At 70.3% G+C, this 26,907-nt stretch carries 18 protein-coding genes, 1 tRNA gene and 3 rRNA genes; 15 read left to right on the top strand and 7 right to left on the bottom strand.

Features of this window, described 5'->3' with window-relative positions:
• Positions 1 to 70 precede the first annotated feature (70 nt).
• From AD017_RS06305 to AD017_RS06280, 7 genes are all read left to right on the top strand, one after another.
• The gene (locus tag AD017_RS06305) at positions 71 to 1,576 is read left to right on the top strand and encodes an MDR family MFS transporter (RefSeq protein WP_369821664.1); all 1,506 of its coding nucleotides are present in this window, start codon (positions 71 to 73) and stop codon (positions 1,574 to 1,576) included.
• A gap of 649 nt (positions 1,577 to 2,225) precedes the next feature.
• Positions 2,226 to 2,306: a putative leader peptide gene (locus AD017_RS37355; RefSeq protein WP_369821703.1), complete on the top strand. Its 81-nt coding sequence runs from the start codon at positions 2,226 to 2,228 to the stop codon at positions 2,304 to 2,306.
• A 302-nt stretch (positions 2,307 to 2,608) separates the two neighbouring features.
• Positions 2,609 to 2,962 (top strand): hypothetical protein, encoded by a 354-nt coding sequence (locus tag AD017_RS06300; protein WP_010231013.1) that lies wholly within the window; start codon positions 2,609 to 2,611, stop codon positions 2,960 to 2,962.
• Positions 2,959 to 4,791: a hypothetical protein gene (locus AD017_RS06295; RefSeq protein WP_010231015.1), complete on the top strand. Its 1,833-nt coding sequence runs from the start codon at positions 2,959 to 2,961 to the stop codon at positions 4,789 to 4,791. The genes AD017_RS06300 and AD017_RS06295 overlap by 4 nt, the downstream gene beginning before the upstream one ends.
• Positions 4,791 to 6,833 (top strand): hypothetical protein, encoded by a 2,043-nt coding sequence (locus AD017_RS06290; protein WP_060573435.1) that lies wholly within the window; start codon positions 4,791 to 4,793, stop codon positions 6,831 to 6,833. The genes AD017_RS06295 and AD017_RS06290 overlap by 1 nt, the downstream gene beginning before the upstream one ends.
• Before the next feature lie 32 nt (positions 6,834 to 6,865).
• Entirely contained in the window at positions 6,866 to 8,155 is a 1,290-nt protein-coding gene (locus AD017_RS06285) for a YeeE/YedE family protein (RefSeq protein WP_010224574.1), read from the top strand.
• A 38-nt stretch (positions 8,156 to 8,193) separates the two neighbouring features.
• Positions 8,194 to 8,490: a hypothetical protein gene (locus AD017_RS06280; protein ID WP_060573433.1), complete on the top strand. Its 297-nt coding sequence runs from the start codon at positions 8,194 to 8,196 to the stop codon at positions 8,488 to 8,490.
• 142 nt (positions 8,491 to 8,632) lie between these two features.
• Here the strand turns inward: AD017_RS06280 and AD017_RS06275 are convergent, their stop codons facing one another.
• Positions 8,633 to 9,436, bottom strand: a complete 804-nt coding sequence (locus AD017_RS06275; protein ID WP_010224576.1) for a YceI family protein — start codon at positions 9,434 to 9,436, stop codon at positions 8,633 to 8,635.
• The gene (locus AD017_RS06270; RefSeq protein WP_060573431.1) at positions 9,429 to 10,229 is read right to left on the bottom strand and encodes a collagen binding domain-containing protein; all 801 of its coding nucleotides are present in this window, start codon (positions 10,227 to 10,229) and stop codon (positions 9,429 to 9,431) included. Before AD017_RS06270 ends, AD017_RS06275 begins: the two co-directional genes overlap by 8 nt.
• Before the next feature lie 176 nt (positions 10,230 to 10,405).
• Between AD017_RS06270 and AD017_RS06265 the strand changes: the two genes are divergently transcribed.
• Positions 10,406 to 11,320, top strand: a complete 915-nt coding sequence (locus AD017_RS06265) for a diiron oxygenase (RefSeq protein WP_010224578.1) — start codon at positions 10,406 to 10,408, stop codon at positions 11,318 to 11,320.
• A 16-nt stretch (positions 11,321 to 11,336) separates the two neighbouring features.
• Positions 11,337 to 12,839 (top strand): FAD-dependent oxidoreductase, encoded by a 1,503-nt coding sequence (locus tag AD017_RS06260; RefSeq protein ID WP_060573428.1) that lies wholly within the window; start codon positions 11,337 to 11,339, stop codon positions 12,837 to 12,839.
• A 13-nt stretch (positions 12,840 to 12,852) separates the two neighbouring features.
• Here the strand turns inward: AD017_RS06260 and AD017_RS06255 are convergent, their stop codons facing one another.
• From AD017_RS06255 to AD017_RS06240, 4 genes are all read right to left on the bottom strand, one after another.
• A complete protein-coding gene (locus tag AD017_RS06255; RefSeq protein ID WP_060573426.1) occupies positions 12,853 to 13,674 on the bottom strand; it encodes an LmeA family phospholipid-binding protein in 822 nt (273 codons plus the stop codon).
• 196 nt (positions 13,675 to 13,870) lie between these two features.
• A complete protein-coding gene (locus AD017_RS06250; RefSeq protein WP_060573424.1) occupies positions 13,871 to 14,875 on the bottom strand; it encodes an isopenicillin N synthase family oxygenase in 1,005 nt (334 codons plus the stop codon).
• A complete protein-coding gene (locus AD017_RS06245; RefSeq protein ID WP_060573422.1) occupies positions 14,872 to 15,324 on the bottom strand; it encodes an NUDIX domain-containing protein in 453 nt (150 codons plus the stop codon). The genes AD017_RS06250 and AD017_RS06245 overlap by 4 nt, the downstream gene beginning before the upstream one ends.
• Before the next feature lie 105 nt (positions 15,325 to 15,429).
• A tRNA-Arg gene (locus tag AD017_RS06240) sits at positions 15,430 to 15,503 on the bottom strand.
• A gap of 209 nt (positions 15,504 to 15,712) precedes the next feature.
• On the opposite strand from AD017_RS06240, the gene AD017_RS06235 reads away from it, so the two are divergent.
• A complete protein-coding gene (locus AD017_RS06235) occupies positions 15,713 to 16,510 on the top strand; it encodes a Stp1/IreP family PP2C-type Ser/Thr phosphatase (protein ID WP_050802321.1) in 798 nt (265 codons plus the stop codon).
• A 99-nt stretch (positions 16,511 to 16,609) separates the two neighbouring features.
• On the opposite strand, the gene AD017_RS06230 is transcribed toward AD017_RS06235, so the two are convergent.
• Entirely contained in the window at positions 16,610 to 17,239 is a 630-nt protein-coding gene (locus AD017_RS06230; RefSeq protein ID WP_060573420.1) for a methyltransferase domain-containing protein, read from the bottom strand.
• 725 nt (positions 17,240 to 17,964) lie between these two features.
• On the opposite strand from AD017_RS06230, the gene AD017_RS06225 reads away from it, so the two are divergent.
• The 5 genes from AD017_RS06225 to ettA all read left to right on the top strand — a co-directional run bounded on the left by AD017_RS06225 (position 17,965) and on the right by ettA (position 26,883).
• A 16S ribosomal RNA gene (locus AD017_RS06225) occupies positions 17,965 to 19,484 on the top strand.
• A gap of 320 nt (positions 19,485 to 19,804) precedes the next feature.
• Positions 19,805 to 22,907 (top strand): 23S ribosomal RNA (locus AD017_RS06220).
• Between the two features lie 133 nt (positions 22,908 to 23,040).
• A 5S ribosomal RNA gene (gene rrf / locus AD017_RS06215) occupies positions 23,041 to 23,157 on the top strand.
• Together the 16S, 23S and 5S rRNA genes form the textbook arrangement of a ribosomal RNA operon.
• Positions 23,158 to 24,644: 1,487 nt before the next feature.
• Positions 24,645 to 25,181 (top strand): single-stranded DNA-binding protein, encoded by a 537-nt coding sequence (locus tag AD017_RS06210; RefSeq protein ID WP_060573418.1) that lies wholly within the window; start codon positions 24,645 to 24,647, stop codon positions 25,179 to 25,181.
• A gap of 25 nt (positions 25,182 to 25,206) precedes the next feature.
• Positions 25,207 to 26,883, top strand: a complete 1,677-nt coding sequence (gene ettA, locus AD017_RS06205; protein WP_010225779.1) for an energy-dependent translational throttle protein EttA — start codon at positions 25,207 to 25,209, stop codon at positions 26,881 to 26,883.
• Positions 26,884 to 26,907 lie beyond the last annotated feature (24 nt).

Genomic DNA, 26,907 nt, shown 5'->3' with positions numbered 1-26,907 from the left:
ATCCGTTCGCCGTGGAACGCGGCGTCGTGTTCACTCGATGTACCGCACGACCGTCCGTCCGCGGTCCCGCATGCCCTCGACCGGGGGCCGGACCGTGCCCGAACCGCGAAGGAGTCCCGCTGTGACGACCGAGCCGACGACCGGTCCCGTCCCGGAGGCGGAGCGGCTCCCGGTGGGTGCTCCGCTCATCATCTCGCTGCTGGTCGGGTCCGCCTTCGTCATGATCCTCAACGAGACGATCATGAGCGTCGCGCTGCCCGCGCTGATCACCGACCTCGGGATCACCGCCGCGACCGGACAGTGGTTGACCAGCGGTTTCATGCTGACGATGGCCGTCGTCATCCCGATCACCGGGTACCTGCTGCAGCGGTTCCGGCCGCGGGCGGTGTACCTGGCGTCGATGAGCCTGTTCAGCGCGGGCACCCTGTTGTCCGCGCTGGCGCCGACGTTCCCCGTGCTGCTGGGCGGCCGGGTCGTGCAGGCCTGCGGCACCGCGGTGATGGTCCCGCTGCTGATGACGACGATCCTGCGCCTGGTCCCCGCGTCACGGCGCGGGCAGACGATGGGCACGATCTCCATCGTCATCGCGGTCGCGCCCGCCGTCGGGCCGACGATCTCCGGGGTCATCCTCTCCGCGCTCGGCTGGCGCTGGATGTTCTGGATCGTCCTGCCGATCGCGCTGCTCGCCCTCGCTGCGGGCGCCACCTGGCTGAAGGTGACCGCCGAGACCTCGACGGCCCCGCTGGACGTGCTGTCGGTCCTGATCTCGGTGGTCGCGTTCTCCGGCATCGTCTACGGGCTGTCCGCGGTCGGCGAGTCCGCCGCCGCGGGCACGCACGGGGGCGTCCCACCCTGGGTGCCGCTGGTGGTCGGGGTACTCGCACTGGCCGTGTTCGTGCACCGGCAGATCCGGTTGCAGCGGACCGGGTCGCCGCTGCTCGACCTGCGCCCGTTCGCGATCCGCCGCTACACGCTCGCGCTCGTCCTGGTCGCGACCGGTTTCATGTCGCTGTTCGGCGCGATCATCCTGCTGCCCCTCTACATCCAGGACGTGCTCGGCGACAGCGCCTTCGTCGCCGGCCTGGTCGTGCTGCCCGGCGGCCTGGTGATGGGCCTGCTCGGCCCGATCGTCGGACGTGCCTACGACCGGCTCGGCGTGCGCCCGCTCGTCATCCCCGGCGCGGTGGTGCTGGCCGTCGCGATGTGGGGCTTCACGACGCTCGGCGCCGGCTCGCCGATCTGGCTGGTGGCGGTGCTGCACGTCGGGCTGTCCGCGGCGCTGGCGCTGATGTTCACGCCGCTGATGACCGACGCGCTCGGTTCCCTCCCCGGCGACCTGTACTCGCACGGCAGCGCCATCGTCACGACGATGCAGCAGGTCGCCGGTGCCGCGGGGACGGCGCTGTTCATCACCGTCATGACCCTGGCCTCCGGCGACGGCGGCATCGACGAGGCCGGGGTGCACGCGGCCTTCCTCGTCGCGGCGTTCGTGTCGCTCGCCGTGGTCGCGCTGTCGTTCCTGACCGGGGGCCGCGCGGCCGCCGACCCGGTCACCTCCGGGACGACGATGCACTGAGCCCCCGGACGGCCCGGCCCCCGACGGGCCGGGTCCCGCGCCCTCGCGCCGCACCCGGTGACCCCCTGCCGCACCCCGTGATCCCCTGCCGCACCCCACGCAACGGGTGCGCCGGCCCGTCACGGGGTGCCGCGGCTGTCAGAGCGCGACGAGGTGCCGGTCCGGCGGTCCGGCTGCCCGGCCCGGTGTGCGGTGCCCCGTCTCCGCGTACCGCCGGTGCGCCGCGGCCGGTCCGGTGCCGCCGGGCGGGATCGGCGGTGCGCCGGAGGCCCGGCACGCCTCCGACCTGCGGCGATACTCCGCAATCCGACAAGCCGGATGCTCGGGACGCCCGATGTCAATACCGTTCCGTCACGCCACGACACGCCCGCTTGCCGACGGGTGTTGTCCGGACCGGTTCCCGTTCGCCGTGGAACCGGCGGAGTCATCCCAGGTCAGCGGCATGAGCGTGATCGGTTCCCGACCCGGAAGCCACGATCGGGTGAATCCTGGCGGGCGATTCCCGTGCCCCGTCCCGGCATGTCCGGGCCCGTACGGAGTAGTGCAGGTCACCCGGAGCGGCCGAGGCGAGGCCCGGAGCGGTCGGATCCCACCATCTGGACATGTCCGGGCGCGGGTTGGTCCGAACGAGTAGCGCAGACTCTCTCCCATGCACCTCGTCTCCCGGTTCGCGAGTCGGCGCCACGTCGACCTGCGCCGCCAGGCGAGCGCGCTCTGTTCCGGCGCCTGACCGCGCCCGGCCCCGGGGCGCGCCCGCCCCGTCCCGTGCGGACCCGGCTCCGGCCGCTCCGCACCCGTACGGCACGGGACCGCCCCGACCCCTGAGGAAACGTCCGGTACCGCGCCCCGCGCGACCCTCCTGCCCCGCCACCCGGCGGCCCGGGAGGACGGGATCCGACGCCCACCGGAGTTCACGCCCGATCCGCCGGCGCCCCGGCCGCCGTCCTGCACGGACGGCGGTACCGGCCCGCCTCGGACCGGGTGTCCACATCGGATCCCGATCCGCTCCCCGACCACAGAAGGAGACACGTCGTGCCCCAGCACCGCGCACGATCGACGTCCCGGGCCCGGCTGATCGCGGGGGGTGCCGCACTCGCCGGCACCGCCCTGATCGGCCTGTCCGGCGCGGCCCAGGCGGCCACGCCGGACGTCGTGCCGGACCTCGGCCCGCTGCTCAGCGCGCCGAACGACGCCCAGCCGGACCCGGCGCCCACCGCGCCCCCCGTCGAGCCGTCCTACACCGCGTTCGACTCCGACGAGCCGATCAAGCAGCTGCGTGACTTCGCCCCCGCGGGCGTGCCCGCCGCCGGGCTCGTCGACGTGGTGAGCCAGGCGCCGAAGCAGATCACCCCGACCGTCCTCCAGAGCGGAACGGTCGGCGAATGAGTCTGCTCCCGAAGTCCCGCTGGGGTCGACGGACCGCGTTCGCCCTGCTGGGCGCGGCCGTCGTCGCCGGGGTCGTCGCGGTCCCGGCGACGGCACAGAACAGCATCGACAAGGTCAAGTCCGAGGTCACCGGCTCCGACGGCAAGGACTACTGGGTCGAGAACAACCTCACGCCGGAGGCCCGTCAGCAGTCCGCCGACGGGCCCAAGAAGGAGTACGCGATCGTCTGGGCCGGTGACGAGAACGTCGCCGACACCGCGGTCTCCGACGTGCGGGAGCTGCCCGGCTCCCTCACCGACCCGATCGACAAGGTCCGCGACTCGCTGCCGGGGCCGGACTTCGTCGCCGTGGTCGACGCGACCAAGGGCACCCCGGACTACGGCAAGGTCGTGAACACCGCGACCGTCGGGCCGCTGGTCGAGAACGAGCCGCACCACATGCAGTACACGTGGCGCAAGGGCGACAAGATCTACGCGGGTGGCCTCTACTCGGCGGCCACCTACGTCTTCGACGTCACCGCGCTGCCGGAGCTCAAGCTCTCCGGCATCTCGCTGCCGTCGCAGACCCTCTGCGGCTCGGTGCCGGACGCCTACTGGGTGCTCAACGACGGCACCGCCTACGGGACCTACATGGGCGGCCCTGTCGCCCCGGGCCCGTGCCGCTACACCCACGGCGAGGTCCGCACCGGCAACGGCTTCGCGGGGGCCCCGGGCTCCGTGGTGCGGTTCGGTGAGGACGGCGAGAACCTGGTCGAGGCCCCGGCCGCGACCGAGACGCCGGAGGACCCGACCCAGTGCCTCAACATGCCGGCCCTGGGCAACCCGACCTGCGCCAACCCGCACGGCATCCAGTTGCGCGAGGACCTGGACACCATGGTCACGAGTGACTACGCCGAGCCGAGGTCGATCATCCTCGACCCGGTGAAGAACCCGTCGCCGTACCTGCGACGACCGACGGTGCGGACCTGGGACATCTCCGACCTGAACCACCCGAAGGTCAAGTCGGTGCAGTACCTGCCCACCGGTCCGCGGTCCAACGGCGAGGACCCGCTGCGCAACGAGAACCGCGCCGCGATGGAGACCACGGTCACCAACCAGCCCGGCAACAAGGGCGCGTTCGCCCAGACCATGCAGGGTGGCGCGATCTTCTACACCCCGGACATCACCGCTGAGAACCCGGAGTGGAAGGAGGTCTTCGACCTCGGTACCGCCGCGCCGGAGCTCGGCGTGGGTGGCGAGAACGGTGGCCCGAGCGCGAACGGCGGCTGGATCCAGACCAGCCCCGACGACAAGACGCTCTACCACGCCACGATCGGCCGCAAGGCTGGCACGCTGGGCCCGGACGACAAGGGCACGGCGGGCGGCGTGATCGCGCTCGACATCGAGAAGCTGGTCGGCTCGGGCAACGCGCCCGAGTGCTCGATCGACACGATCGAGGAGACCACCGCCGGTGGTGCCGAGGGCGACTGCCCGACCATCAGGAGCACGGTCGGCATCAACCCGGACCAGACCGGGGCGGGCCCGCACTGGGGCGCCCTGGACAACCTGGAGCTGGGTGACGACGGCTTCTACCACCACACCGACCAGCCGAAGCGCCTCGCGACCGCGAACTACTTCGTGGCCCGCACCGGGCTCGACGGCGACCACCGGGTGTGCATGGTGGACATCGCGGAGGACGGCGAGCTCGCCGTGGACGAGACCTTCAAGGACGAGGACACGGGCGACACCTGCATCAACTTCAACCGCGAGAACTGGCCGCACGGTGCGTTCGGCAACGCCAAGCCGCACTCGATGCTGTTCGTCGCCGCGGACGAGGACATCAAGGACTGATGTCGGTGTTCGCAACCCTGCTGCCCCACGGGGCAGCGCTCGTGCCGGCCGGCGGGCTCCTGCCCGCCGGCCCGGCCGGGGCCGGCCCCGCCACCGTGATCACCACGGTGGCGGGTGCCGCCCCGGCAGGCCCGGCGCTCGCCGCCGGGATCGTCGACGGTGCTCCGCCCACGGAGACCGTCCTGCGCCTGGTACTGCTCACCGCACTCGCCGTCGTCGCGGGGACCGGGCTCGTGCGGGTCCTCTCCGGACCGGCCGGACGCGCGGAGCGGGTCGTCGCGGGAGTCGCGGCGCTCGCCGCCGTCTCCGCCGCGGTTGCCGCGGTGACCTGGTCCGGTGCCGGCACCTCCTCGTGGACGCTCGGCCTGGTGGCGGTGACCGTCGCCGTCCCGGCCCTGCTGTGGACGTCCCGGCCGGTGCTGGCGGTCGTCCCGGCCGTCGCCGTGACGGTCCTGCTGGTGATGCAGCTGGCCGCCGGCAGTCCGGGGTCGGTGCCGTACCTGCTCGACGCCGGGTACGCCGTCGCCGGCGCGTTGCTCGCCGGTGCGGTGGTGCACCTGTTCGCCACCCGCACCGCGGGCGCCCCCGGCGCCGCGGACGTGGTGGACGGCGAGCACGGGACCGGGCGGCCGGGCCGGGTGCGGGTGCTCGCGCTCGTCGCCGGTGTGGCCGCCACGGTGCTGGCCGCGGCCCGGGTCGCCGTGTCCGGGCCGTTCGCACTCGTCGACCTCCCCGGCACCGGCTACGGCCGGGCCGCGGCGGTCACCCTGCTCGCCCCGGCCGCCGTCGTGGCACTGGTGGTCGCCGAGACGCTCGTGTCCCGGCGGGCCGGGCCGTCCGCCCGCGAACGGGTCCGCGCGGCCGCCGTCCGCGAGCGGGGCCGCGGCCTCGCCGCCGTCGCGGCGGTCGCGGGGATCGGCGCCGCGACCCTCCTGGCGGCGCTGCCCGCGCCGGCCCCCGCTGCGGTGCCCGGCCAGGCGCTGCTGCGGGGGCTGGACCTCGGCTCCGGTCCGCTGACCCTCGCGGTCGCACCGATGCGGCCCGGGCCGAACCTGGTGCAGCTCACCGGCGAGGACGTCGAGATCACCGGTGGGGAGGGTGCGGCCGCGATGCCCGGGCACGACGGCGACGCCGCCCCGGCCGGCTACGTCGTCCGCGCCGGGGACCGGGAGGTGCCGTTCGTGCAGCGTGCCGGAGCCCCCGGGGGCTGGGCGCTCGTCGACGTCCCCGCGGGGACCGGCTCGATCACCGTGTCCGACGGTGCGGTCAGCCGCTCGGTGCCGGTCGACGTCGGTGACGAGCGGACCGCGCCGGAGGGCAGCGCCGGGGCCGACGGGCCGGAGTGCCTGTCCGCCGTCCTGGGACGGATCACCGCCGGTGGCGACCCCACCGTCGGGACCTGCCCGTCGGAGACGCTCGATCCCGCCGACGAGCAGGCCCTGCGTGCCACGGTCCGCTCGCTCGCGGGCAGCGGGGTGCCGGGCGTCGCGCTCGCCGCGGACGCGTCACCGCGCTCGCGGGCGGCGGCCGGCGCCGTCCGCGCCGAGGCGACGGCCGCCGGGCTCCGGCTGAGCGAGCGTGCCGGTGCGGACGACGCACTGCTGGTCCTGTCCGGCTGGCAGGGCGGCGCGACGACGCTGCGCGACACCACGGTCGCCGCCGTGGAGCGACCCACGGCACTCGGCGGAATCTACCTCGCACCCTGGCTGTTGACCGGCGGCGTGCTGGCACACACCCCGGGCGTCCTCCTGCCGCTCGACTTCGGACCGCAGGAGGAGATCCCGCAGCGCTACGTCCGCTCGCTGTCCGTCGTCGCCCCCGGCTCGTCGCCGTCGGTGGCCGGGCTGCGGGCCTGGGCCGCCGAGAGCGGCGTGCGGTTCGACGAACCGCCCGCGCTGTACGGTGCCGCACCGGTCAGCGTCCCGATGACCAGCGGCGACGACGACCATCACCAGCCGAACACGGCCGCCTGGTTCCCGGGTGGAGCCGTCGTCCGGATCGGTGGTCCGCTGGACACGGCGCCCCCGGCGCCCACCCCATGAGCACGCCCCCACCCATCCGAGGAGAGACACCCATGTCCGTGGTCAGCGACGAGGCCGCCGGGCGGCCGCCGAACGGTCTGCTCGGCGCCGTCCGGGAGACCGAACGTGCCGCGTACGGCCCGCAGGACCGCGCGGCGAAGCCGCCACAGTGGAAGGTCGTCACCGTCGGCCTGGTGCTCGCGGTGCTGTTCCTGATCGGGGTGAGCACGGTCGCGCCGGCCACGATGGTCGGTACCGCCGCGCTGGGTCTCGCACTCGGCTTCACCCTGTTCCACTCCCGGTTCGGGTTCACCTCCGGCTGGCGGCAGCTCGTCGCGGTCGGCCAGGGTGCCGCGATCCGGGCGCACATGCTGATGCTCGGCACCGCGGCGGTGCTGTTCGCGGTGATCCTCTCGTCCGGCTTCGCGCTGGCCGGCGAGCCCCGCGGGCTCAGCGCACCGGTCGGGATCGGGCTGGTCGTGGGCTCGTTCCTGTTCGGTGTCGGCATGCAGGTCGGCGGCTCGTGCGCGTCCGGCACGCTGTTCGCGGTCGGCAGCGGGCAGAGCGCGATCGTGCTGACGCTGTTCGGCTTCATCGTCGGCTCGATGTTCGCGGTGTTCACGCACAGCTTCTGGACGCAGACGGTGCCCCAGGGCCCGACCGTCGACCTGGCGCAGTCGCTCGGGTACCCGGGCGCGCTCGCGCTGACCCTGGTCGTCCTGGCCGCGATCACGGTCGTCACCTGGGTGGTGGCCCGGCGCCGCACCCCGCCGCCGGTCGAGCGGCCGCCGTCGGCCCGCGGGATCGCCCGGGTGCTGCGCGGCTCCTGGCCGATGTGGGCGGGCGCGATCGTGCTGGCCGTGCTCAACGCTGCGGTCCTGTTCGTCTCCGCCGCGCCGTGGGGCGTCACCTCGGCGTTCGCGCTGTGGGGATCGAAGTTCCTGCAGCTCCTCGGGTTCGACATGGCGAGCCTGGCCTACTGGCAGGTCCCGGCGAACGCGAGGTCGCTGGCCGGACCGGTGCTCGCCGACCGGATCTCCAACCTCGACGTCGGCATCATGATCGGCGCGCTGGTGGCCTCCGCGGTGGGCGGCGCGTTCGTGCTGCACAAGCGGATCCCGTGGAAGCTCGCGCTGGGCGCCGTCCTCGGCGGCATCGCGATGGGCTACGGCGCGCGGCTGGCCGGTGGCTGCAACATCGGTGCCTACTTCTCCGGCATCGCCTCGTTCAGCCTGCACGGATGGATCTGGGCCGTCGTCGCACTCGGCGGTACCTGGGTCGGGCTGCGGCTGCGGCCGCTCTTCGGCCTGACCAACCCCAAGCCGGCCGACTCGCTCTGCTGAGCCGCCCGGTCGCTCCCCGAGAAGAAAGAGGTTCGATCATGAACGTACGCACTGCCGGCCGCGCGGCGGCCGCCGTCGCCGGGGCCGGGGCGCTGGCCGCGCTCACCGGTGGGCTCGCGCACGCCGACACCCCCGGGGCGGGTGGCTACGACGGCGCGTCGTCGTCCCCGTCGGCCGGCTCCGGTCCGGAGTCCGGTCCGGAGGAGGCCGGCGAGTCCTCGGGCACTCCGGTGTTCCTGCTGGACGGCCTGCCGGGGGCCCCGGTTCCCGAGGACCTGCTGAAGCCCGTCGACCTGACCGCGCCGGTCTTCGGCGCCCTCGACGGCCTGTCCTGATCCTGCTCCGGTGCGCGCCGCCACGGCGCGCGCCGGGCATCGGCTCGCCGGGGGCCGCGAGCCGGACACACGGTCACCCGCCCGGAGCCGCGCCGGCCTCGGCGCCGGGCGGGTGACCGTCCCTGCTGTACCGCCCCGGGACTCAGCCCCCGTCCAGGACCGCCTGGACGTCGATGTCGATCCGCAGCGTCCGGCCGACCGCCAGCACCCCGGCCAGCACCGACTGGTTCCAGTCGATCGCGAACTCGTCCCGGGAGATCTCCGTGGTGGCCGTGAACGCCGCGCGCGTCCCGCCCCACGGGTCCGGCCCGCTGCCCCCGTAGACGACGGCGAGGTCCACCGGCGCCGAGACGCCCTTGAGCGACAGCGTGCCGTGCACCGTCCAGTGCGTCGGGTCGTGCCTCGTGAGCCCGGTACCGGCGTAGCCGATCGACGGGTGCCGCTCGACGTCGAGGAAGTCGGCGTTGCGCAGGTGCGCGTCGCGGTCCGGCTCGTCCGAGTCCACCGAGGACGCGTCGATCGCCACCTCCACCCGGCTCGTCTCGAACGGGTCGGCGACGACGACCTGCCCGGAGAACCGGCGCAGCCGGCCGTGGATCCGGCTCATGCCCAGGTGCAGCGCGGTCGCGCGGATGCTCGAGTGCTGCGCGTCGATCCGCCAGGTCCCCGGGGCGGGGAGCACGGCGCCGCCCGCCCGGGTCAGCTCGAACCGGCCCAGGTCGACGCCCGCGCCGTTCACCACCACCGCCCGCGCCGACGGCTCGTGCCCCGGTGCCGCGACGACCACCGTGTGCGGCCCCGCCACCAGGCCGTCGATCGAGAAGCCGCCGTCCGCGCGGCTCGCCGCCCGTCCCTGCTGGACACCGCCGGCGTCCATGACGGTGACGGTCCCGCCGGCGACGGGCCACCCGTCGGGGCTGCTCAGCCGGCCGTACAGCTCACTCATCGGCGTTCTCCGTCCGTGTCCCGGCAGCCGCGCCGCGCGGGTCGGGGAAGTGGACCTGCACCGGGGTCGTCGCACCCCGGTCGATCTGGACCGCTGCGACGACCGGTGGGTGCCCGCTCGCGGTGAGCGAGTGCCGGCCGGGCGGGAGGTCCCGCAGCTCGTAGCGCCCGTCCGGGCCGGTCGTCGTGGTCGCGACGGTGCGGCCGTCGAAATCGGTGAGTGCCATCCGGGCGCCCGCGACCGGGCGGCCGTCGGAGGTGCGGGCGGTGCCGGCGAGCCCGGCGCGGGCGGGCAGCCGGATCTCGACCGGCGGCCCCGGGGGACCGGCGGTCACGGTGCGCGCCACCGGCTGGTGGCCGGGCGCGGTCACGGTGAGGGTGTGCGGGCCGGTGCCCGGGGTCTCGAGCCGGAACCGCCCGTCCGGGCCGGTGGGGCCGTGCCCGACGACCTCGCCCGACTGGTCGATGAGCGTGACCGCCGCCGCGGGGACGGGCACCCCGGCGCCGTCGGTGAGGACACCGTGGACGGTCCCGCCGCCGGTGGTCACGACGTCGTGGCGGGCGGGGGAGTCGCGGACCGCGACGAGGCCGGCGTCCGGCCCGGACCCCTCGGCGCGGACGACGACGAGGTAGGTCCCGCCGGTGCCGAGCGGGACGGACCAGCTGCCGTCCTCGCCGGTGGTGGCCCGGCCGCGCTGGCGGCCGTCCAGGTCGGTGACGGTCACGGTCGCGGCGGGGACGGGGTTCCCGCCGCGGCGCCGGACGGTCCCGGTGATCGAGGGCCCGGTAGTCACGTCGGCTCTCCTCCGTTCATTGCCTATCGCAACGATATCCCCTGCGATGGGTCCGGCGATCACCCGTCCGGTGCGCCGTCGCGGTGGCGGCACGCCGGGACTTGCGTCACGTGTAACCGGTGGTAACGTTACCGGTGGTTACAGCACATGACGTCGTCGTCTACGAGGGAGTCGACATGACTGCCACCGTTCCCGAGCCCGGTATCGACACCACCGAGGAGCGGAAGGACACCGCTGCCCGGTTGCTGCGCTCGTCCGAGGAACTGTCGTTCGACCCCGCGACGCAGGTCGACTGGGAGACCCCGCTGGACCGCAGCTACCACGGCATGAGCCCGGAGTGGAGCAGCCTCTACGGCACCGCGTACTGGGACGAGATGACCGAGGACCAGCGCAGGGAGCTGACCCGGCAGGAGTCGGCGTCGGTCGCCTCCACCGGCATCTGGTTCGAGATGATCCTCCAGCAGCTCGTGCTGCGGGACTTCTACGCGAAGGACCCGACCGACCCGTCGTTCCAGTGGGCCCTGACCGAGATCGCCGACGAGTGCCGGCACTCGATCATGTTCGCGCGCGGCTCGGAGAAGCTCGGCGCCCCGGCCTACATCCCGAAGCGCAGCGTGGTGAACCTCGGCCGGCTGTGCGCGATGACCTACACCGGCGAGGCGGCGTACGCGTCGATCCTGGTCGCCGAGGAGGTCCTCGACGTGATGCAGCGGGACTGGATGCGCGACGAGCGCGTCGTCCCGTTCGTCCGGACGATCAACAACATCCACGTGGTCGAGGAGTCGCGGCACATGAAGTTCGCCCGCGAGGAGACCCGCGAGCGGCTCAAGGGCGCGGGCCCGCTGCGCCGCCGGTACCAGGCGCTCACCGTCGCGGCCGCCGCCTACTTCATCGTCACCAGCATGTGGAACGACCAGATCTACGCGAACGCGGGGCTCGACACGAAGCGAGCGCTGCGCGAGGCGAAGGCCAACGAGCACCACAAGTCGCAGCTGCGCTCGTCGTGCGCCGGGCTGATGGAGTTCCTGTCCTCGTGCGGGCTGCTCACGAAGCCGGCGCTCTGGTTCTACCGCCGCGCCAACCTCGTCTGAGCCGGGGACACCAGCCGTGGCCTTCGCGATCACCCAGACCTGCTGCACCGACGCGTCCTGCGTCGCGGCGTGCCCGGTCAACTGCATCCACCCGACGCCGGACGAGCCGGACTACACGACGACCGACATGCTCTACATCGACCCGCGGGCGTGCATCGACTGCGGGGCGTGCGCGGACGCGTGCCCGGTCGACGCGGTGTTCCCGGTCGAGAGGCTCAGCGCGTCGCTCGCCGGGTACGCCGACGTCAACGCGGCGTACTACGACGGCAAGCCGGTCGCGGGGAAGCTCGAGGGCGACTCCCCGCTGTTCCACGACTGGTACCCGCTGCAGTTCACCCGGTCGCTGCCGGCGGACATGGCGCCGCTGGACGTCGCCGTCGTCGGGACGGGGCCCGCCGGCATGTACGCCGCGCAGGACCTCCTGCTGCACACCGCGTCCCGGGTGACGCTGGTCGACCGGCTGGACACCCCCGGCGGTCTCGTCCGCTACGGCGTCGCCCCCGACCACCCGTCGACCAAGCGGATCGGGGAGTCGTTCGCCCGGTTCCACACCCATCCGCGCGTGCGGATGCGGCTCGGCACCGAGATCGGCCGGGACATGACGGCCGACGAGCTCGCCGCGCAGCACGACGCCGTGGTCTGGGCGGTCGGCGCACCCGTGGCGAAGGACCTCGGGATCGAGGGCGAGGGACTGCCCGGCAGCATCGCCGCGGACACCGTCGTCGGCTGGTACAACGGCCACCCCGACGTGCCCCGCGACGCCGTCGACACCACCTGTGAGCGGGTCGTGGTGATCGGGACCGGCAACGTCTCCATCGACGTGGCCCGGATCCTCACCGCCCCGCCGGAGGACCTGGACGACACCCCGATCGACGCCGCCGCGCTGGCCGCGCTGCGGGCCGGGGCGGTCCGCGAGGTCGTCGTGCTGGGCCGGCGCGGGCCGGAGACTGTCGCCGCGACCGCGCCGGAGCTGCGCGAGCTGCTCGGACGGTCCGGTGTGGACGTCGTCGTCGACGAGCACGACGCGCGCGTCACCGAGTCGATGGACGGCCCCGCCGCCTCCGAGGCGCACCGGCTGCTGCAGGGCGCGCGGCGGGAGAAGATCGACTGGTCGCTGCCCGCCCCCGCGCCGCGGGTCGTGTTCCGCTTCCACTCCGCGCCGGACCGGATCGCGGGTGACGTCCGCGCCCGGGGCGTGCACACGTGCGACGGCACCGAGATCCCGGCCGGGCTGGTCGTCCGCGCCGCCGGGCACCGCGGTCGCCCGGTGCCGGGACTGCCCTTCGACGACGACCGCGGCGTCGTGCCGAACGACGCCGGCCGGGTCGCCGACCGTCCCGGCCACTACGTCGTCGGCTGGATCAAGCGCGGCCCCTCGGGCGGCATCGGCACCAACCGGACCTGCGCGGCCGAGACCGTCGGGTCCCTGCTCGACGACGCCGTCGCCGGCCGGCTGCCGTCGCGCCCGCCGCGCGGGTCCCGGCTCCGCGCCGTGGGCCGCCTGCTCCGCCGGGGCTGAGCCGCCCGCTCTCTCAACGCCCCGGGGCGAACAGGGAGCGGGCCCCGCGCAGGACGTCGTCGATGCCGGTCGGCGGGACCGGCCGCCGCCACGACGCGAGCCGCCCACGGACGGTGATCCCGTCCGGTGCGATCCCGACACCGTGCAGGTGCAGCTCCGGGGGGAGGCCCGCCAGCACGACGCGGCCGGAGCGGGCCGCCCGCAGCGGGGTGCGGTCGAGCAGCGCGCGCACCGAGCGGCGCGTGTCGTCGGAGCGGGGCGGTCCGACGCGGCGGCCTGCGACGGTCAGCGCCGCGACCTTCCACGACAGCGTGTGCCCCACGACGGCGACGGCCAGCTCCGCGGCGCCGAGCCCGGGGTGACGACGCAGCCGGGCCCGCGGGACCCCGTCGGCGTCGACCGTCACGTCCAGGTCCGGTGCGTGCTCGCGGATCCGGGCGGTCACCCAGTCCGGGTCCAGCACCGCCGCGATCTCCACCGGGCCGGTGACCAGCTCCGGGGTGAGCGCGGGCCGCAGCCGGACGTCGGACGCGGACACCGTGAGCTCGCGGACCCGGAGCCCGGGCCGGACGACGTCGCGCGCGGCGAGCCGGACGTCGAGCCGGCCGGTGGTGAGCGCCCGCGTCCCGATGCCCGAGGTCCCGATCGCGGTCGGGACGAGCCGGAGCGTGCCGCCGAGGGTCGTCTCGCGACCCAGGTAGCGGAAGCGGACGGCCTCGATCAGGGCCCGCAGCAGCAGCGCCCCGCCGGGCCCGGTGCCGGACGCGAGCAGGGCCGCGCTCTCCAGCACGCCGGGGCCGCCCTGCGGGGCGGAGACCGGTTCCCGTACGGCCATACGGCGGGGTGCTCCTTCGGTCGCCCGGGGGAGGCGGCGTCGGCGGTGGTCGCGCCGGCCCGGGAGCCGGCACACCGGCCCGGCGCCGTCCGCCGGACCCGTCCGAGCGTCGCAGCCCGGCGGGCGTCCGGACAGGCCGGAGGCGGCCCCCTGCGCCGACGCGCCGCGCGCCGTCGACCGGCGGCCCGCGACCGGACTAGCCAGCCCCGGTGAGATCGGGGTGGTGCCGGGCCGCGACGTCCGGATGGGCGCGCAGCCGCGCCTTGAGCAGGTTGTCGCCGAACGTCCCCGAGATGACGTTGTCCGGGTCCCGGCTGACCCCGCGGGCCTGCGCCGCGAGCGCGGCGGGAAGCGCGATCCGCGGCACCGTGGAGTCGAGTGCGGGGTTGAAGAAGAACGGGACCGACGTCCGGACCTCGCCCGGCGGCGGCGAGGCGACCCGGTGGACGGTCGCCTTGAGGTAGCCGTCGGTGGCGACCTCCATCAGCTCACCGATGTTGACGACGAACGCCCCGGGGACGGCGGGCACGTCGATCCACCCGCCGTCGTGCTCGACCTGGAGGCCGCCCTTGCCCGGCTCGATCATCAGCAGGGTGAGGAACCCCGGGTCCTTGTGCGCGCCCACTCCCTGGCCACGGTCCTCCCGCCCGGGGTAGCGGACCAGCTTGATCAGGGTCGAGGGGCGGTCGCCGAACATGGCGTCGAATACGTCGGCGGGACTCCCCAGCGCGACCGCCCAGGCCCGGAGCAACCGCCGCGCGACGGTCGAGCAGCGCTGCTCCCAGTCGAGGAACGCCTCGCGCAGCGCGGGCTGCGCGGCAGGCCAGAGGTTCGGCCCCTCCATCCGCATGTAGGCGGGAGCGGCAGGATCGTCGTGCGTCGCCCGCTCGGCACCGATGTCGATCTGCTCGCGCCAGTCGACGCGGCCCCGGGTGAGCTCGCCGCCGGTGCGGGTCCAGCCGCGGAACTGCGGGCTCCGCAGCATCTCGACGGCCCGCTTGTCCTCGTCGGGGAGCGCGAAGAACCGTCCGGCCTCGGCGAACGCGCGTGCCGTGACGTCGTCGGGGATGCCGTGGCCTCGGAGGTGGAAGAACCCGACGCCGTGACCCGCGGTCCGCAGCGCGGAGCGGAACGTGTCCGCGGTCTCCGCGTCGCGGTCGAGGTCCGACAGGTCGAGGACCGGGAGGGTGGTCCTGGTCATGAGCTGTCGCCGCCCCGACCCGCAGTGCCTCGGGGGACCGTGGCCGCGCCGATCCGGTCGAACCACGTGTCGATCGACCGCCGGTACCCGTCCGGCATGCGGAGTCCCGCCACCTCGGACCGGGGGACGAGCCCGACCTCCCGGTGCTCGTGGGAGAGGACCGGAGCGCCGGCCGAGACGGGGTGGCAGCCGTAGGTCACGACGAAGACGTGCCGATCGACCTGGTCGATGTGGTACATCCAGGTGTCGAGGACGGGCCCCGTGGTGACCGTCCACCGGGTCTCCTCGGCGATCTCCCGCGCGACGCACTCCTCCGGAGTCTCGCCGATCTCGATGCGACCACCGGGCAGCTCCCACTCGTCGCGTTCGTTCCGGAGGAGGAGTACCCGTCGCTGCGGGTCGAGGACGACCCCCTTGACCGAAACGGCGAACTGCGACGGGGAGGACACGCGACATCCTCTCGACGTGGGCCGGGACCGACGGAAAGTAGCACCGGAGCGGCTCCGTCCGGGCGACCGACGATCCGTCGTGGGACGGAGCCGGTGTGCCGTGTGTGCCCCCGGCAGGACTCGAACCTGCGACCTAGAGATTAGAAGGCTCTTGCTCTGTCCAGCTGAGCTACGAGGGCATGTCCCGGGTCTCCCCGGACGCCGCCCACGGTAGCGACACGCGCAAGTGATCAGCCATCCGACATCGGCCTCCGGGGCGGTCCGACGGCCGTCCGACGGCGGTCCGACGGGCCGCGAGACGCCCCCGACCACCATCCGTCCGGTTGAAGAGCACGCCGAAGGGGCCTCGCCTGCGACGCTGACGGACCGTGACGTCCATACTGTGCCCATGGTTCTGGGACTGCGATCCGCGATCAGGTCGGATGTGGGTCGTCGCCGGACGTCGAACCAGGACTCCGGCGCGACGACGGGCCGGCTGCTGATCGTGGCCGACGGGATGGGCGGGCACGCCCACGGCGAGATCGCGAGCGCGATGACGGTCTCGGCCTTCACCGAGATGGAGGCCCGCCTCCCCGAGGACCTCAGCGACATCGACCTCGATGCCGAGCTGAACTCCGCCCTGGAGGACGCCACCGACCGCCTCGCCCGCCGTGCGGGGGAGGACCCGGAGACCCGGGGCATGGGCACGACCGTCGTGTCGCTGGTGCTGACGGGCGAGCACCTGGCGCTCGCGCACATCGGTGACTCGCGCATCTACCGGCTCCGTGAGGGTGAGCTCGCGCAGCTCACGCACGACCACACGATGGTGCAGCAGCTGGTCGACCAGGGGCAGATCACCGCCGAGGAGGCCGCGCACCATCCTCGGCGCTCGGTGCTGATGCGGGCGCTGAGCACCGATCACGCGCCGGAGCCGGACCTCGACCGCGTCGAGATCGTCGAGGGTGACCGTTTCCTGCTGTGCTCGGACGGCGTCACCGCCGTCCTCGACGACGCCGCGCTCCTGCGCGAGCTGGCGTCGGGGACGGAGCCGGACGCCGTGGTCGAGCGTCTCGTCGAGCTCTCGAACGAGGGCGGCGGCCCGGACAACATCACCGCGATCGTGGCGGACGTCGTCGACGTCCCCGAGGTGGCGACGCAGCCCCTCGAGACGGCCGGCGCGGCCAAGGAGATCGCGACCTCCAACTGAGGACGACGCCGGGCGGCCCCGTCCACGGGTGAGGTCCGGGCGGGCCGGGAAACCCGACGGCGGGACGGGCACCGACACCGCCCCGCCCGCACGCTCGCGTCAGCGGCGGGCCACGATCCGGCGCAGGCGGACCGTCCGCGCCGCCGAGCGGTGCACAGCGAGTTCCGCCCGGGTCTCCGCGGGGAGATCGGGCGGGTAGACGCCCGCCGCGCACAGCTCCGCCACGTCGCCCGCCGGCTCCGCACCCCCGTCGGTGAGCCGGAAGCTCAGCCGGTCGTCGGCGAGGACCGCGAAGTCCGCCGACGACGCCAGCCACTCCGGATGCTCGACGGCCGACCGGTGCCGCCACGCCTCGCGGACCGCCTGCCGGAGGTGCCGTCCGCGCCAGCCCCACGACGCCGGGGCCGGGAGGAGCAGGGACAGCAGCCCGTGCGGGGCGAGCACCCGCCGGATCTCGGCGAGCAGCCCGTCCATGTCCTGCAGGAGCGGGAGGACGAGCGGGACGGCGACGCGCTCGACGGACCGCGTGCGCACCGGAAGGGCGAGGGGCGACGCGGCCACGAGGGCGAACGCACCGTCCCCGGCCTCCAGGGCGGCCCCGATACCGGTGACGGTCGCCCGCACGCGTGCGCTCGCCCCGGGCGCGCGGCACCACTGTGCGGCGGTCGGGCCGTCGTCGGCACGCAGCCGGTGAAGCACCGGCGGGAGGACGTCTCCGTCGAAGGGCACCGGGGGAGTGTCGCGTACAGGTGGCCGATGGAACGGCCGGACCGCGACGAACGGCCGCCCACAGCCGATGATCGTCTTCGAGTGGGGTCGAGACCCGTGCCGAGCGGACGCGTGCCGCCCACCTGCCGCTCGTCGTACCCCGGGCCCGCGACGGACGGTCGAAAAAAATCTTGAAAGAAGTTGGAGATCGGGCGTCCACGAGACGAACGACAGCGCGGACGGCCCGCGCGGGCCCCGATCCGGGCTTCCTCTTGCGCGATCGGCGCTGGTCAACCAGTATCCGGAGGGAGCCCGTCAGCACGACCGTTCGTCGTGCGACAGGGTCGGGTTCGTCCGCGCTGCTGTGCGGCCTGGGGCCGTGTTCGCGCAGGTCAGCGGGCGTTTTCGACCCCGGTTTGACGCGCCCACAGGGCGTGCCGTAACTTTCTTCCTGTCAGCGAGTGAGCCGGACAGAACGGGCCCTGGAGGCCCGGTCAACAGGCCCGCTGGCCACTACGACCCCCCGGTCGGCCTTCGAGTTTGTTGTGGGTTTACGGTGGTGGGGTCAAGGCGATCCGCCTTCTGGATCCGGTCGGGAGATCGGTGATGGTGGTGCGGGTGTCTTTTGAGAACTCAACAGTGTGTCGAGCTATTATATGGTTTGGCGTTTTTGTGCCAGATTGTTTGTTTGGCTGCCGGTGCGACCCCGTCGTGCTGGTGGGCCAGTTGTTTGTAAGTCAGGGTTTTTGTTGGAGAGTTTGATCCTGGCTCAGGACGAACGCTGGCGGCGTGCTTAACACATGCAAGTCGAGCGGTAAGGCCCTTTCGGGGGTACACGAGCGGCGAACGGGTGAGTAACACGTGGGTGACCTGCCCTCCACTCTGGGATAAGCCCGGGAAACTGGGTCTAATACCGGATAGGACCTCTCAACGCATGTTGAGTGGTGGAAAGTTTTTTCGGTGGGGGATGGGCCCGCGGCCTATCAGCTTGTTGGTGGGGTGATGGCCTACCAAGGCGGTGACGGGTAGCCGGCCTGAGAGGGCGACCGGCCACACTGGGACTGAGACACGGCCCAGACTCCTACGGGAGGCAGCAGTGGGGAATATTGCGCAATGGGCGGAAGCCTGACGCAGCGACGCCGCGTGGGGGATGACGGCCTTCGGGTTGTAAACCTCTTTCGCCAGGGACGAAGCTTTTGTGACGGTACCTGGAGAAGAAGCACCGGCCAACTACGTGCCAGCAGCCGCGGTAACACGTAGGGTGCGAGCGTTGTCCGGAATTATTGGGCGTAAAGAGCTCGTAGGCGGTGTGTCGCGTCGGCCGTGAAAACTTGGGGCTTAACTCTGAGCGTGCGGTCGATACGGGCATCACTTGAGTTCGGCAGGGGAGACTGGAATTCCTGGTGTAGCGGTGAAATGCGCAGATATCAGGAGGAACACCGGTGGCGAAGGCGGGTCTCTGGGCCGATACTGACGCTGAGGAGCGAAAGCGTGGGGAGCGAACAGGATTAGATACCCTGGTAGTCCACGCCGTAAACGTTGGGCGCTAGGTGTGGGGACCATTCCACGGTTTCTGCGCCGCAGCTAACGCATTAAGCGCCCCGCCTGGGGAGTACGGCCGCAAGGCTAAAACTCAAAGGAATTGACGGGGGCCCGCACAAGCGGCGGAGCATGTGGATTAATTCGATGCAACGCGAAGAACCTTACCTGGGTTTGACATGCACAGGATCGCGGCAGAGATGTCGTTTCCCTTGTGGCCTGTGTGCAGGTGGTGCATGGCTGTCGTCAGCTCGTGTCGTGAGATGTTGGGTTAAGTCCCGCAACGAGCGCAACCCTTATTCCATGTTGCCAGCACGTAGTGGTGGGGACTCATGGGAGACTGCCGGGGTCAACTCGGAGGAAGGTGGGGATGACGTCAAGTCATCATGCCTCTTATGTCCAGGGCTTCACACATGCTACAATGGCTCATACAGAGGGCTGCGAGACCGTGAGGTGGAGCGAATCCCTTAAAGTGAGTCTCAGTTCGGATCGGGGTCTGCAACTCGACCCCGTGAAGTTGGAGTCGCTAGTAATCGCAGATCAGCAACGCTGCGGTGAATACGTTCCCGGGCCTTGTACACACCGCCCGTCACGTCACGAAAGTTGGTAACACCCGAAGCCGGCGGCCCAACCCTTGTGGAGGGAGTCGTCGAAGGTGGGACTGGCGATTGGGACGAAGTCGTAACAAGGTAGCCGTACCGGAAGGTGCGGCTGGATCACCTCCTTTCTAAGGAGTCTCACCATGTGGTGGGGCACCGGCTCGTTTCTTTCGTTTCTTCTGAAATGTGGGAATGTGTTGGTTCCTTAACTGAGATCGCACTGTCGGCCCCGAGTGTGGGTCGGGTGTGACTGGGTGGAACGCAACGAACGTCAGGCTGTGGTTCGGCACACTGTTGGGTCCTGAGGGGACACCGGTTTGGTGGGTGTTGTCTTTGGCCGCGTGGGTTCTGGGTTGTCCTAACGCCTTCTGGTTGGGGGTGGTGGTTGCCTGGGGTCTTCTGTGGTTGTGGGTTGAGTGTTGCATAGTGGATGCGAGCATCTTGTTGTGGTCAAGTTGTTAAGAGCACATGGTGGATGCCTGGGCATCAGGAGCCGATGAAGGACGTGGGAGGCCGCGATAGTCCTCGGGGAGTTGTCAACCGAACTGTGATCCGAGGGTGTCCGAATGGGGAAACCCAGCACCCGTCATGGGGTGTTACCCGTACCTGAATTCATAGGGTGCGTGGAGGGAACGTGGGGAAGTGAAACATCTCAGTACCCACAGGAAGAGAAAACAACAGTGATTCCGTGAGTAGTGGCGAGCGAAAGCGGAAGAGGCTAAACCGTGTCCGTGTCAAGCTGGCAGGTGTTGCGGATGCGGGGTTGTGAGACGTGCTGTTCATCTTCTGCCGAGGATGGGACGGTCCAGTGTTTGTGTTAGCGGAACGACTCTGGGATGGTCGGCCGTAGTGGGTGAGAGCCCCGTACGCGAAAGCATGAGTCTGGTCGTGGGCATTGTTCTCGAGTAGCAGCGAGCTCGTGGAATTTGCTGTGAATCTGGCGGGACCACCCGTCAAGCCTAAATACTACCTGGTGACCGATAGCGGACTAGTACCGTGAGGGAAAGGTGAAAAGTACCCCGGGAGGGGAGTGAAATAGTACCTGAAACCGTGTGCTTACAAGCCGTCAGAGCCTGGAGCAGTCTTGTGCTGCAGGGTGATGGCGTGCCTTTTGAAGAATGAGCCTGCGAGTTATGCTTCGTGGCGAGGTTAACCCGTTGTGGGGTAGCCGTAGCGAAAGCGAGTCCGAATAGGGCGGTGGAGTCGCGGGGTGTAGACCCGAAGCGGAGTGATCTACCCATGGCCAGGGTGAAGCGTCGGTAAGACGTCGTGGAGGCCCGAACCCACCAGGGTTGAAAACCTGGGGGATGAGCTGTGGGTAGGGGTGAAAGGCCAATCAAACTTCGTGATAGCTGGTTCTCCCCGAAATGCATTTAGGTGCAGCGTCGTGTGTTTCTCATCGGAGGTAGAGCACTGGATGGCCTAGGGGGCCGACAAGCTTACCGAAGTCAGCCAAACTCCGAATGCCGGTGAGTGAGAGCGCGGCAGTGAGACTGCGGGGGATAAGCTTCGTGGTCGAGAGGGAAACAGCCCAGATCACCGGCTAAGGCCCCTAAGCGTGCGCTAAGTGGGAAAGGATGTGGGATCGCCCGGACAACCAGGAGGTTGGCTTAGAAGCAGCCACCCTTGAAAGAGTGCGTAATAGCTCACTGGTCAAGTGGTCCTGCGCCGACAATGTAGCGGGGCTCAAGCGCACCGCCGAAGCCGTGGCAATGACATCTTGTGGTGTTGTTGGGTAGGGGAGCGTCCTGCATCTGGTGAAGCCCGGGAGTGATTTACGGGTGGAGGGTGTGGGAGTGAGAATGCAGGCATGAGTAGCGAATGCAGAGTGAGAATCTCTGCCGCCGGATGACCAAGGGTTCCTGGGCCAGGTTGTTCCGCCCAGGGTGAGCCGGGACCTAAGGCGAGGCCGTCAGGCGTAGTCGATGGACAACGGGTTGATATTCCCGTGCTCGTGATAGTGCGTCCATGCCGGGGCCGGTGATGCTAACCATCCGAACCCACCTTCGCTCCTTCGGGAGTGTTGTTTGTGGGGGAGCGTGGGATCCGATCCGGTAGTAGGCAAGTGATGGGGTGACGCAGGAGGGTAGCTCCGCCACGCGGTGGTTGTCGTGGTGTAAGCCTGTAGCCCGAGTCCTAGGTAAATCCGGGGCTCATTGAGGGTGAGAGGTGATGCGTAGCCGATTGAGGCGAAGAGGGTGATCCCATGCTGTCGAGAAAAGCCTCTAGCGAGTGCTGTTGCGGCCCGTACCCCAAACCGACACAGGTGGTCAGGTAGAGAATACCGAGGCGATCGAGCGAACTGTGGTTAAGGAATTCGGCAAAATACCTCCGTAACTTCGGGAGAAGGAGGGCCATCTGCCTTGAAGCCCCTTTGCGGGCTAGGGGTGGGTGGTCGCAGAGACCAGGCCCAAGCGACTGTTTACTAAAAACACAGGTCCGTGCGAAGTCGCAAGACGATGTATACGGACTGACGCCTGCCCGGTGCTGGAACGTTAAGAGGACCTGTTAGCTCCTTTGGGGGCGAAGCGGAGAATTTAAGCGCCAGTAAACGGCGGTGGTAACTATAACCATCCTAAGGTAGCGAAATTCCTTGTCGGGTAAGTTCCGACCTGCACGAATGGCGTAACGACTTGGGCGCTGTCTCGACCACAGACTCGGCGAAATTGCATTACGAGTAAAGATGCTCGTTACGCGCGGCAGGACGGAAAGACCCCGGGATCTTTACTATAGCTTGGTATTGATGCTCGGTTCGGCTTGTGTAGGATAGGTGGGAGACTGTGAAGTCGTCACGCTAGTGGCGGTGGAGTCGTTGTTGAAATACCACTCTGGTCGAATTGGGTGTCTGAACCTCGGGCCATGATCTGGTTCAGGGACAGTGCCTGGTGGGTAGTTTAACTGGGGCGGTTGCCTCCTAAAGAGTAACGGAGGCGCCCAAAGGTTCCCTCAGCCTGGTTGGCAATCAGGTGTTGAGTGTAAGTGCACAAGGGAGCTTGACTGTGAGACTGACGGGTCGAGCAGGGACGAAAGTCGGGACTAGTGATCCGGCACCTCCTGGTGGAAGGGGTGTCGCTCAACGGATAAAAGGTACCCCGGGGATAACAGGCTGATCTTGCCCAAGAGTCCATATCGACGGCATGGTTTGGCACCTCGATGTCGGCTCGTCGCATCCTGGGGCTGGAGTAGGTCCCAAGGGTTGGGCTGTTCGCCCATTAAAGCGGTACGCGAGCTGGGTTTAGAACGTCGTGAGACAGTTCGGTCCCTATCCGCCGCGCGCGTTGGAGACTTGAGGAAGGCTGTCCCTAGTACGAGAGGACCGGGACGGACGAACCTCTGGTGTGCCAGTTGTCCCGCCAGGGGCACGGCTGGTTGGCTATGTTCGGGAGGGATAACCGCTGAAGGCATCTAAGCGGGAAGCCTGTTCCAAGATGAGGTCTCCCACCACCTTGAGTGGGTAAGGCTCCCAGTAGATGACTGGGTTGATAGGCCGGAGATGGAAGCCTTGTGAGGGGTGGAGTTGACCGGTACTAATAGGCCGAGGGCTTGCCACAACATGTTGTTCGCATCCACTGTGTGACCCTGAGTCCACAACCCTTGGTTGTGTGGTCTCTGTTTCCTGGGTCTTCTTGTGTCCCACCGTGGTGTGGGGTGTGAGGGGGTGTGGGGATGTAATTGGATAGTGTTGTCGGTGGTTATGGCGGTAGGGGAACGCCCGGTCCCATTCCGAACCCGGTAGCTAAGCCTTCCTGCGCCGATGGTACTGCACTCGACAGGGTGTGGGAGAGTAGGTCGCCGCCGACATTCAACATTTCAGGGGATCCCCCGGACCGTTTCGGTCCGGGGGATTTTCTGCGTTCTAGGCCCGGTTTCTGCCGGTGGGTCCGGGGCGTGGGTCCTGGGGTGTCGTCGACGCCGGATGGGTGTGTGGTCTGGGGTCGTCGTGCGTTCCGCGGGACGCCGCCAGGTCCGCGGGACACCGTCAGGACCGCGGAACGCCGCGAGGACCGCGCAACGCTGCCAGGTCCGCGGAACGCCGCCAGGTCCGCGGAACGCTGCCAGGTCGGCGCAACGTTGCCAGGGCCGCGTTCCGCGGAACGCGCCCGCACGGCGTCCCCCAGGTCGTTCACGCCGGCGGCGCCGGTGGCGCCGGCGGAGGCTGGTCGGGCCGGGCGGGTGTGAGGAGAGTGCACCGTCGTCGGCACCCGAGCTGAGAACGGGTGCCACCCCCGGGGTATCCGGGACCGGTGGGCATGTCCCTGTTCCAGCGGGAGCCGTGTGCGTTCCGCGGAACGCGACGGAGCGGCGGACCACCTCGGCCGGGCAGCGGCCGTCGTCGAACCCGCTGTTTCAGCCCGTGAGCGGCAGCTGCGTTCCGCGGAACGCTCCTGCCCAGGAGGCTCAGCGCTTGCTCTGCGGCCGTGACGCGTCGCGGTGTCGCGGGTGCCCGAGCACCTCGGCGCGGATGGCGTCTGTGCCTGGCTCCATCACGGAGACAGAACGGCCTCCCGAGGTCTTGGTGTCGGCGGTGCGCGCTCCGGACGTCCCTGGCCGCATCCGGTCGGCCGCGCAGACAGCAAGCCGTTCCGGATCCCGTTGTTCCAGCGGCAGACGGATATGGGCAGGCGGCGGCGAGCGGGACATCGTCCGTGGGTGGGCAGGGACGCGGACCCGGGGGCCCGCGATGACAATGAGCGCCACGAGCGGTACAGCAGGGTGGACGCCGGGCATCCGTACAGCGTGGCTGCACCGCCTGCGGACCGCCTGCCTGATATCGGCGTGGAGCTCGTGACCGGATTCGGGCGCAGCCCGGTGTGGTCCGGGGAGCGTTCCGCGGAACGCAGATCCGGGTCACCTGCCTGCTCGTGCGAGGACCTCACCTCGACGCGGACCAGGTCCCGGAAAGCAGTGGTCGCCACGAGCGGGCCCGGCGTTCCGCGGAACGCGGCTGCCGTCGGCACCGGACAGGAGCTCTGGTCCGGTGGGCCGGCGAGGAGCGAGTTGCGATGTCGAGCTCGCGGGGCTTCGCGAATCCTGTGCTCCGGCGCGGTTCTCCCGGACCGGTTCGGACCTCGTCGACGGAGGGCCCGCGGCAGTGACGGCACGTCGGACACGGTCACGTGGAGAGCTGCACACGAGGCCGACGATGAACGCCATCGGGCCGGCCGGAGCCGGTCTCGCATCCACAAGTGGCCGAACCATCCACACCCTGCCGGAAGACCGATCCGGAAGCGTCCGGCGGCGGGATGCTCGACGGGACATCGACTCGACGTCCACCCCCGGAGGGTCCCGTGAGCAGCAACCAGATCACCGTCGTCGGCAACCTGACCCGCAAGCCCCAGCTCCGCTACACCCACAGTGGGCGGCCGGTGCTGGACCTGACGGTCGCCGAGAACTATCGCCGGCGCGACGACAGCAGCGGCGAGTGGCGTGACGTCGCCAAGACCTACTACACGGTGACGTGCTGGCGGAGGCTGGCCGAGCACGCCGCGCAGACCCTGGACAAGGGGCACGCGGTCATCGTCGTCGGCCGGCTCTTCGTCGAGGAGTGGCTCGATCGCGACAACGTCCTGCGCAAGACCCCGAAGATCGACCCGATCAGCGTGGGCCTCGATCTGCGGTGCTCGCCGGTGCTGGTCCCGCCGCGGCCGGTGAGCGGCCCCGACCGTGAGCCCGGCCGCGACCAGCGACCGGTCGACGACTGGGAGGTGCCGTCGGAGGCCCTCGACGGCATGACGGAGGACGGCGATGCCCCGTTCGGCGCAGCGCCCGACGGCGGCGAGGAGACTCCGCGTGAGGTCGCCGCCGTACCGGCTTCCGGACGCTGACGGCCGTCGAACTACCATCGGGGGCGTGGCGGACCTGATTTACACGATGCGGAACGTGCGCAAGGCGCACGGCGACAAGGTCATCCTGGAGAACGCGTCGATCAGCTTCCTGCCGGGGGCGAAGATCGGCGTCGTGGGCCCGAACGGGGCCGGGAAGTCGACCGTCCTCAAGATCATGGCAGGGCTGGAGAACGCGAACAACGGTGACGCGTTCCTGAAGCCCGGAGCGACGGTCGGCATCCTCCAGCAGGAGCCGCCCCTCAACGAGGAGAAGACCGTCCTCGGCAACGTCGAGGAGGGGCTGGGCGACGTCAAGGTCAAGCTCGATCGGTACAACGCCATCGCCGAGGAGATGGCGACGAACTACACCGACGAGCTGATGGAGGAGATGGGCAAGCTCCAGGAGGAGCTCGACCACGCCGACGCCTGGGAGCTCGACTCCCAGCTGGAGCAGGCGATGGACGCCCTGCGCTGCCCGCCGGGGGATGCCGAGGTCGGGCACCTCTCCGGTGGTGAGCGCCGCCGGGTCGCGCTGTGCAAGCTGCTCCTCTCCAGCCCGGACCTGCTCCTGCTCGACGAGCCCACGAACCACCTGGACGCGGAGAGCGTGCTGTGGCTCGAGCAGTTCCTCGCGAACTACCCGGGCGCCGTCCTCGCGGTCACGCACGACCGCTACTTCCTCGACAACGTCGCCGGCTGGATCCTCGAGCTCGACCGGGGTCGCACGTTCCCCTACGAGGGCAACTACTCCACCTACCTGGAGAAGAAGGCGGAGCGGCTCGCCGTCCAGGGCAAGAAGGACGCGAAGCTGCAGAAGCGCCTGAAGGAGGAGCTGGCCTGGGTCCGCTCCAACCCGAAGGCCCGTCAGGCCAAGAGCCGTTCCCGGCTGGACCGGTACGACGAGATGGCGGCCGAGGCCGAGCGCCACCGGAAGCTGGACTTCGAGGAGATCCAGATCCCGCCGGGCCCGCGCATGGGTAACCAGGTCGTCGAGGTCTCGAACCTGGACAAGGGCTTCGACGGCCGGCAGCTGATCAAGGACCTGTCCTTCACACTGCCGCGGAACGGCATCGTCGGTGTCATCGGCCCGAACGGTGTCGGTAAGACGACCCTGTTCAAGACGATCGTCGGGCTGGAGGAGCCGGACTCCGGCGAGGTCAAGGTCGGCGACACCGTGAAGCTCTCCTACGTCGACCAGAACCGTGGCGGGATCGACCCGAAGAAGACGGTGTTCGAGGTCGTCTCCGACGGGCTCGACTTCATCCAGGTCGGCAACGTCGAGATGCCGTCCCGGGCCTACGTCGCGGCGTTCGGTTTCAAGGGACCCGACCAGCAGAAGCCGGCGGGGGTCCTCTCCGGTGGTGAGCGGAACCGGCTGAACCTGGCGCTCACGCTGAAGCTGGGCGGCAACCTGATCCTGCTCGACGAGCCGACGAACGACCTGGACGTCGAGACCCTCGGCTCGCTGGAGAACGCGCTCGAGCAGTTCCCCGGCTGTGCCGTGGTCATCTCCCACGACCGGTGGTTCCTGGACCGGGTCTGCACGCACATCCTCGCGTGGGAGGGCACGGACGAGAACCCGGCGGCGTGGTTCTGGTTCGAGGGCAACTTCGAGGCGTACGAGAAGAACAAGATCGAGCGGCTCGGAGCAGAGGCTGCGCGACCGCACCGGGTCACGCACCGTAAGCTCACCCGCGACTGATCACCACTCCGCCGGACCGCTCCG

The organism is Pseudonocardia sp. EC080619-01 (genome assembly GCF_001420995.1).
Taxonomy (GTDB): domain Bacteria; phylum Actinomycetota; class Actinomycetes; order Mycobacteriales; family Pseudonocardiaceae; genus Pseudonocardia.
This window is presented reverse-complemented; position numbering and strand designations above follow the sequence as displayed.

Coding starts and splice junctions, on each gene's coding strand:
- AD017_RS06290 (WP_060573435.1), top strand. CDS start 4,791: ATGTCGGTGTTCGCAACCCTGCTGCCCCACGGGGCAGCGCTCGTGCCG.
- AD017_RS06275 (WP_010224576.1), bottom strand. CDS start 9,436: ATGAGTGAGCTGTACGGCCGGCTGAGCAGCCCCGACGGGTGGCCCGTC.
- AD017_RS06285 (WP_010224574.1), top strand. CDS start 6,866: ATGTCCGTGGTCAGCGACGAGGCCGCCGGGCGGCCGCCGAACGGTCTG.
- AD017_RS06255 (WP_060573426.1), bottom strand. CDS start 13,674: ATGGCCGTACGGGAACCGGTCTCCGCCCCGCAGGGCGGCCCCGGCGTG.
- AD017_RS06235 (WP_050802321.1), top strand. CDS start 15,713: ATGGTTCTGGGACTGCGATCCGCGATCAGGTCGGATGTGGGTCGTCGC.
- AD017_RS06250 (WP_060573424.1), bottom strand. CDS start 14,875: ATGACCAGGACCACCCTCCCGGTCCTCGACCTGTCGGACCTCGACCGC.
- AD017_RS06280 (WP_060573433.1), top strand. CDS start 8,194: ATGAACGTACGCACTGCCGGCCGCGCGGCGGCCGCCGTCGCCGGGGCC.
- AD017_RS06265 (WP_010224578.1), top strand. CDS start 10,406: ATGACTGCCACCGTTCCCGAGCCCGGTATCGACACCACCGAGGAGCGG.
- AD017_RS06295 (WP_010231015.1), top strand. CDS start 2,959: ATGAGTCTGCTCCCGAAGTCCCGCTGGGGTCGACGGACCGCGTTCGCC.
- AD017_RS06305 (WP_369821664.1), top strand. CDS start 71: ATGCCCTCGACCGGGGGCCGGACCGTGCCCGAACCGCGAAGGAGTCCC.
- AD017_RS37355 (WP_369821703.1), top strand. CDS start 2,226: ATGCACCTCGTCTCCCGGTTCGCGAGTCGGCGCCACGTCGACCTGCGC.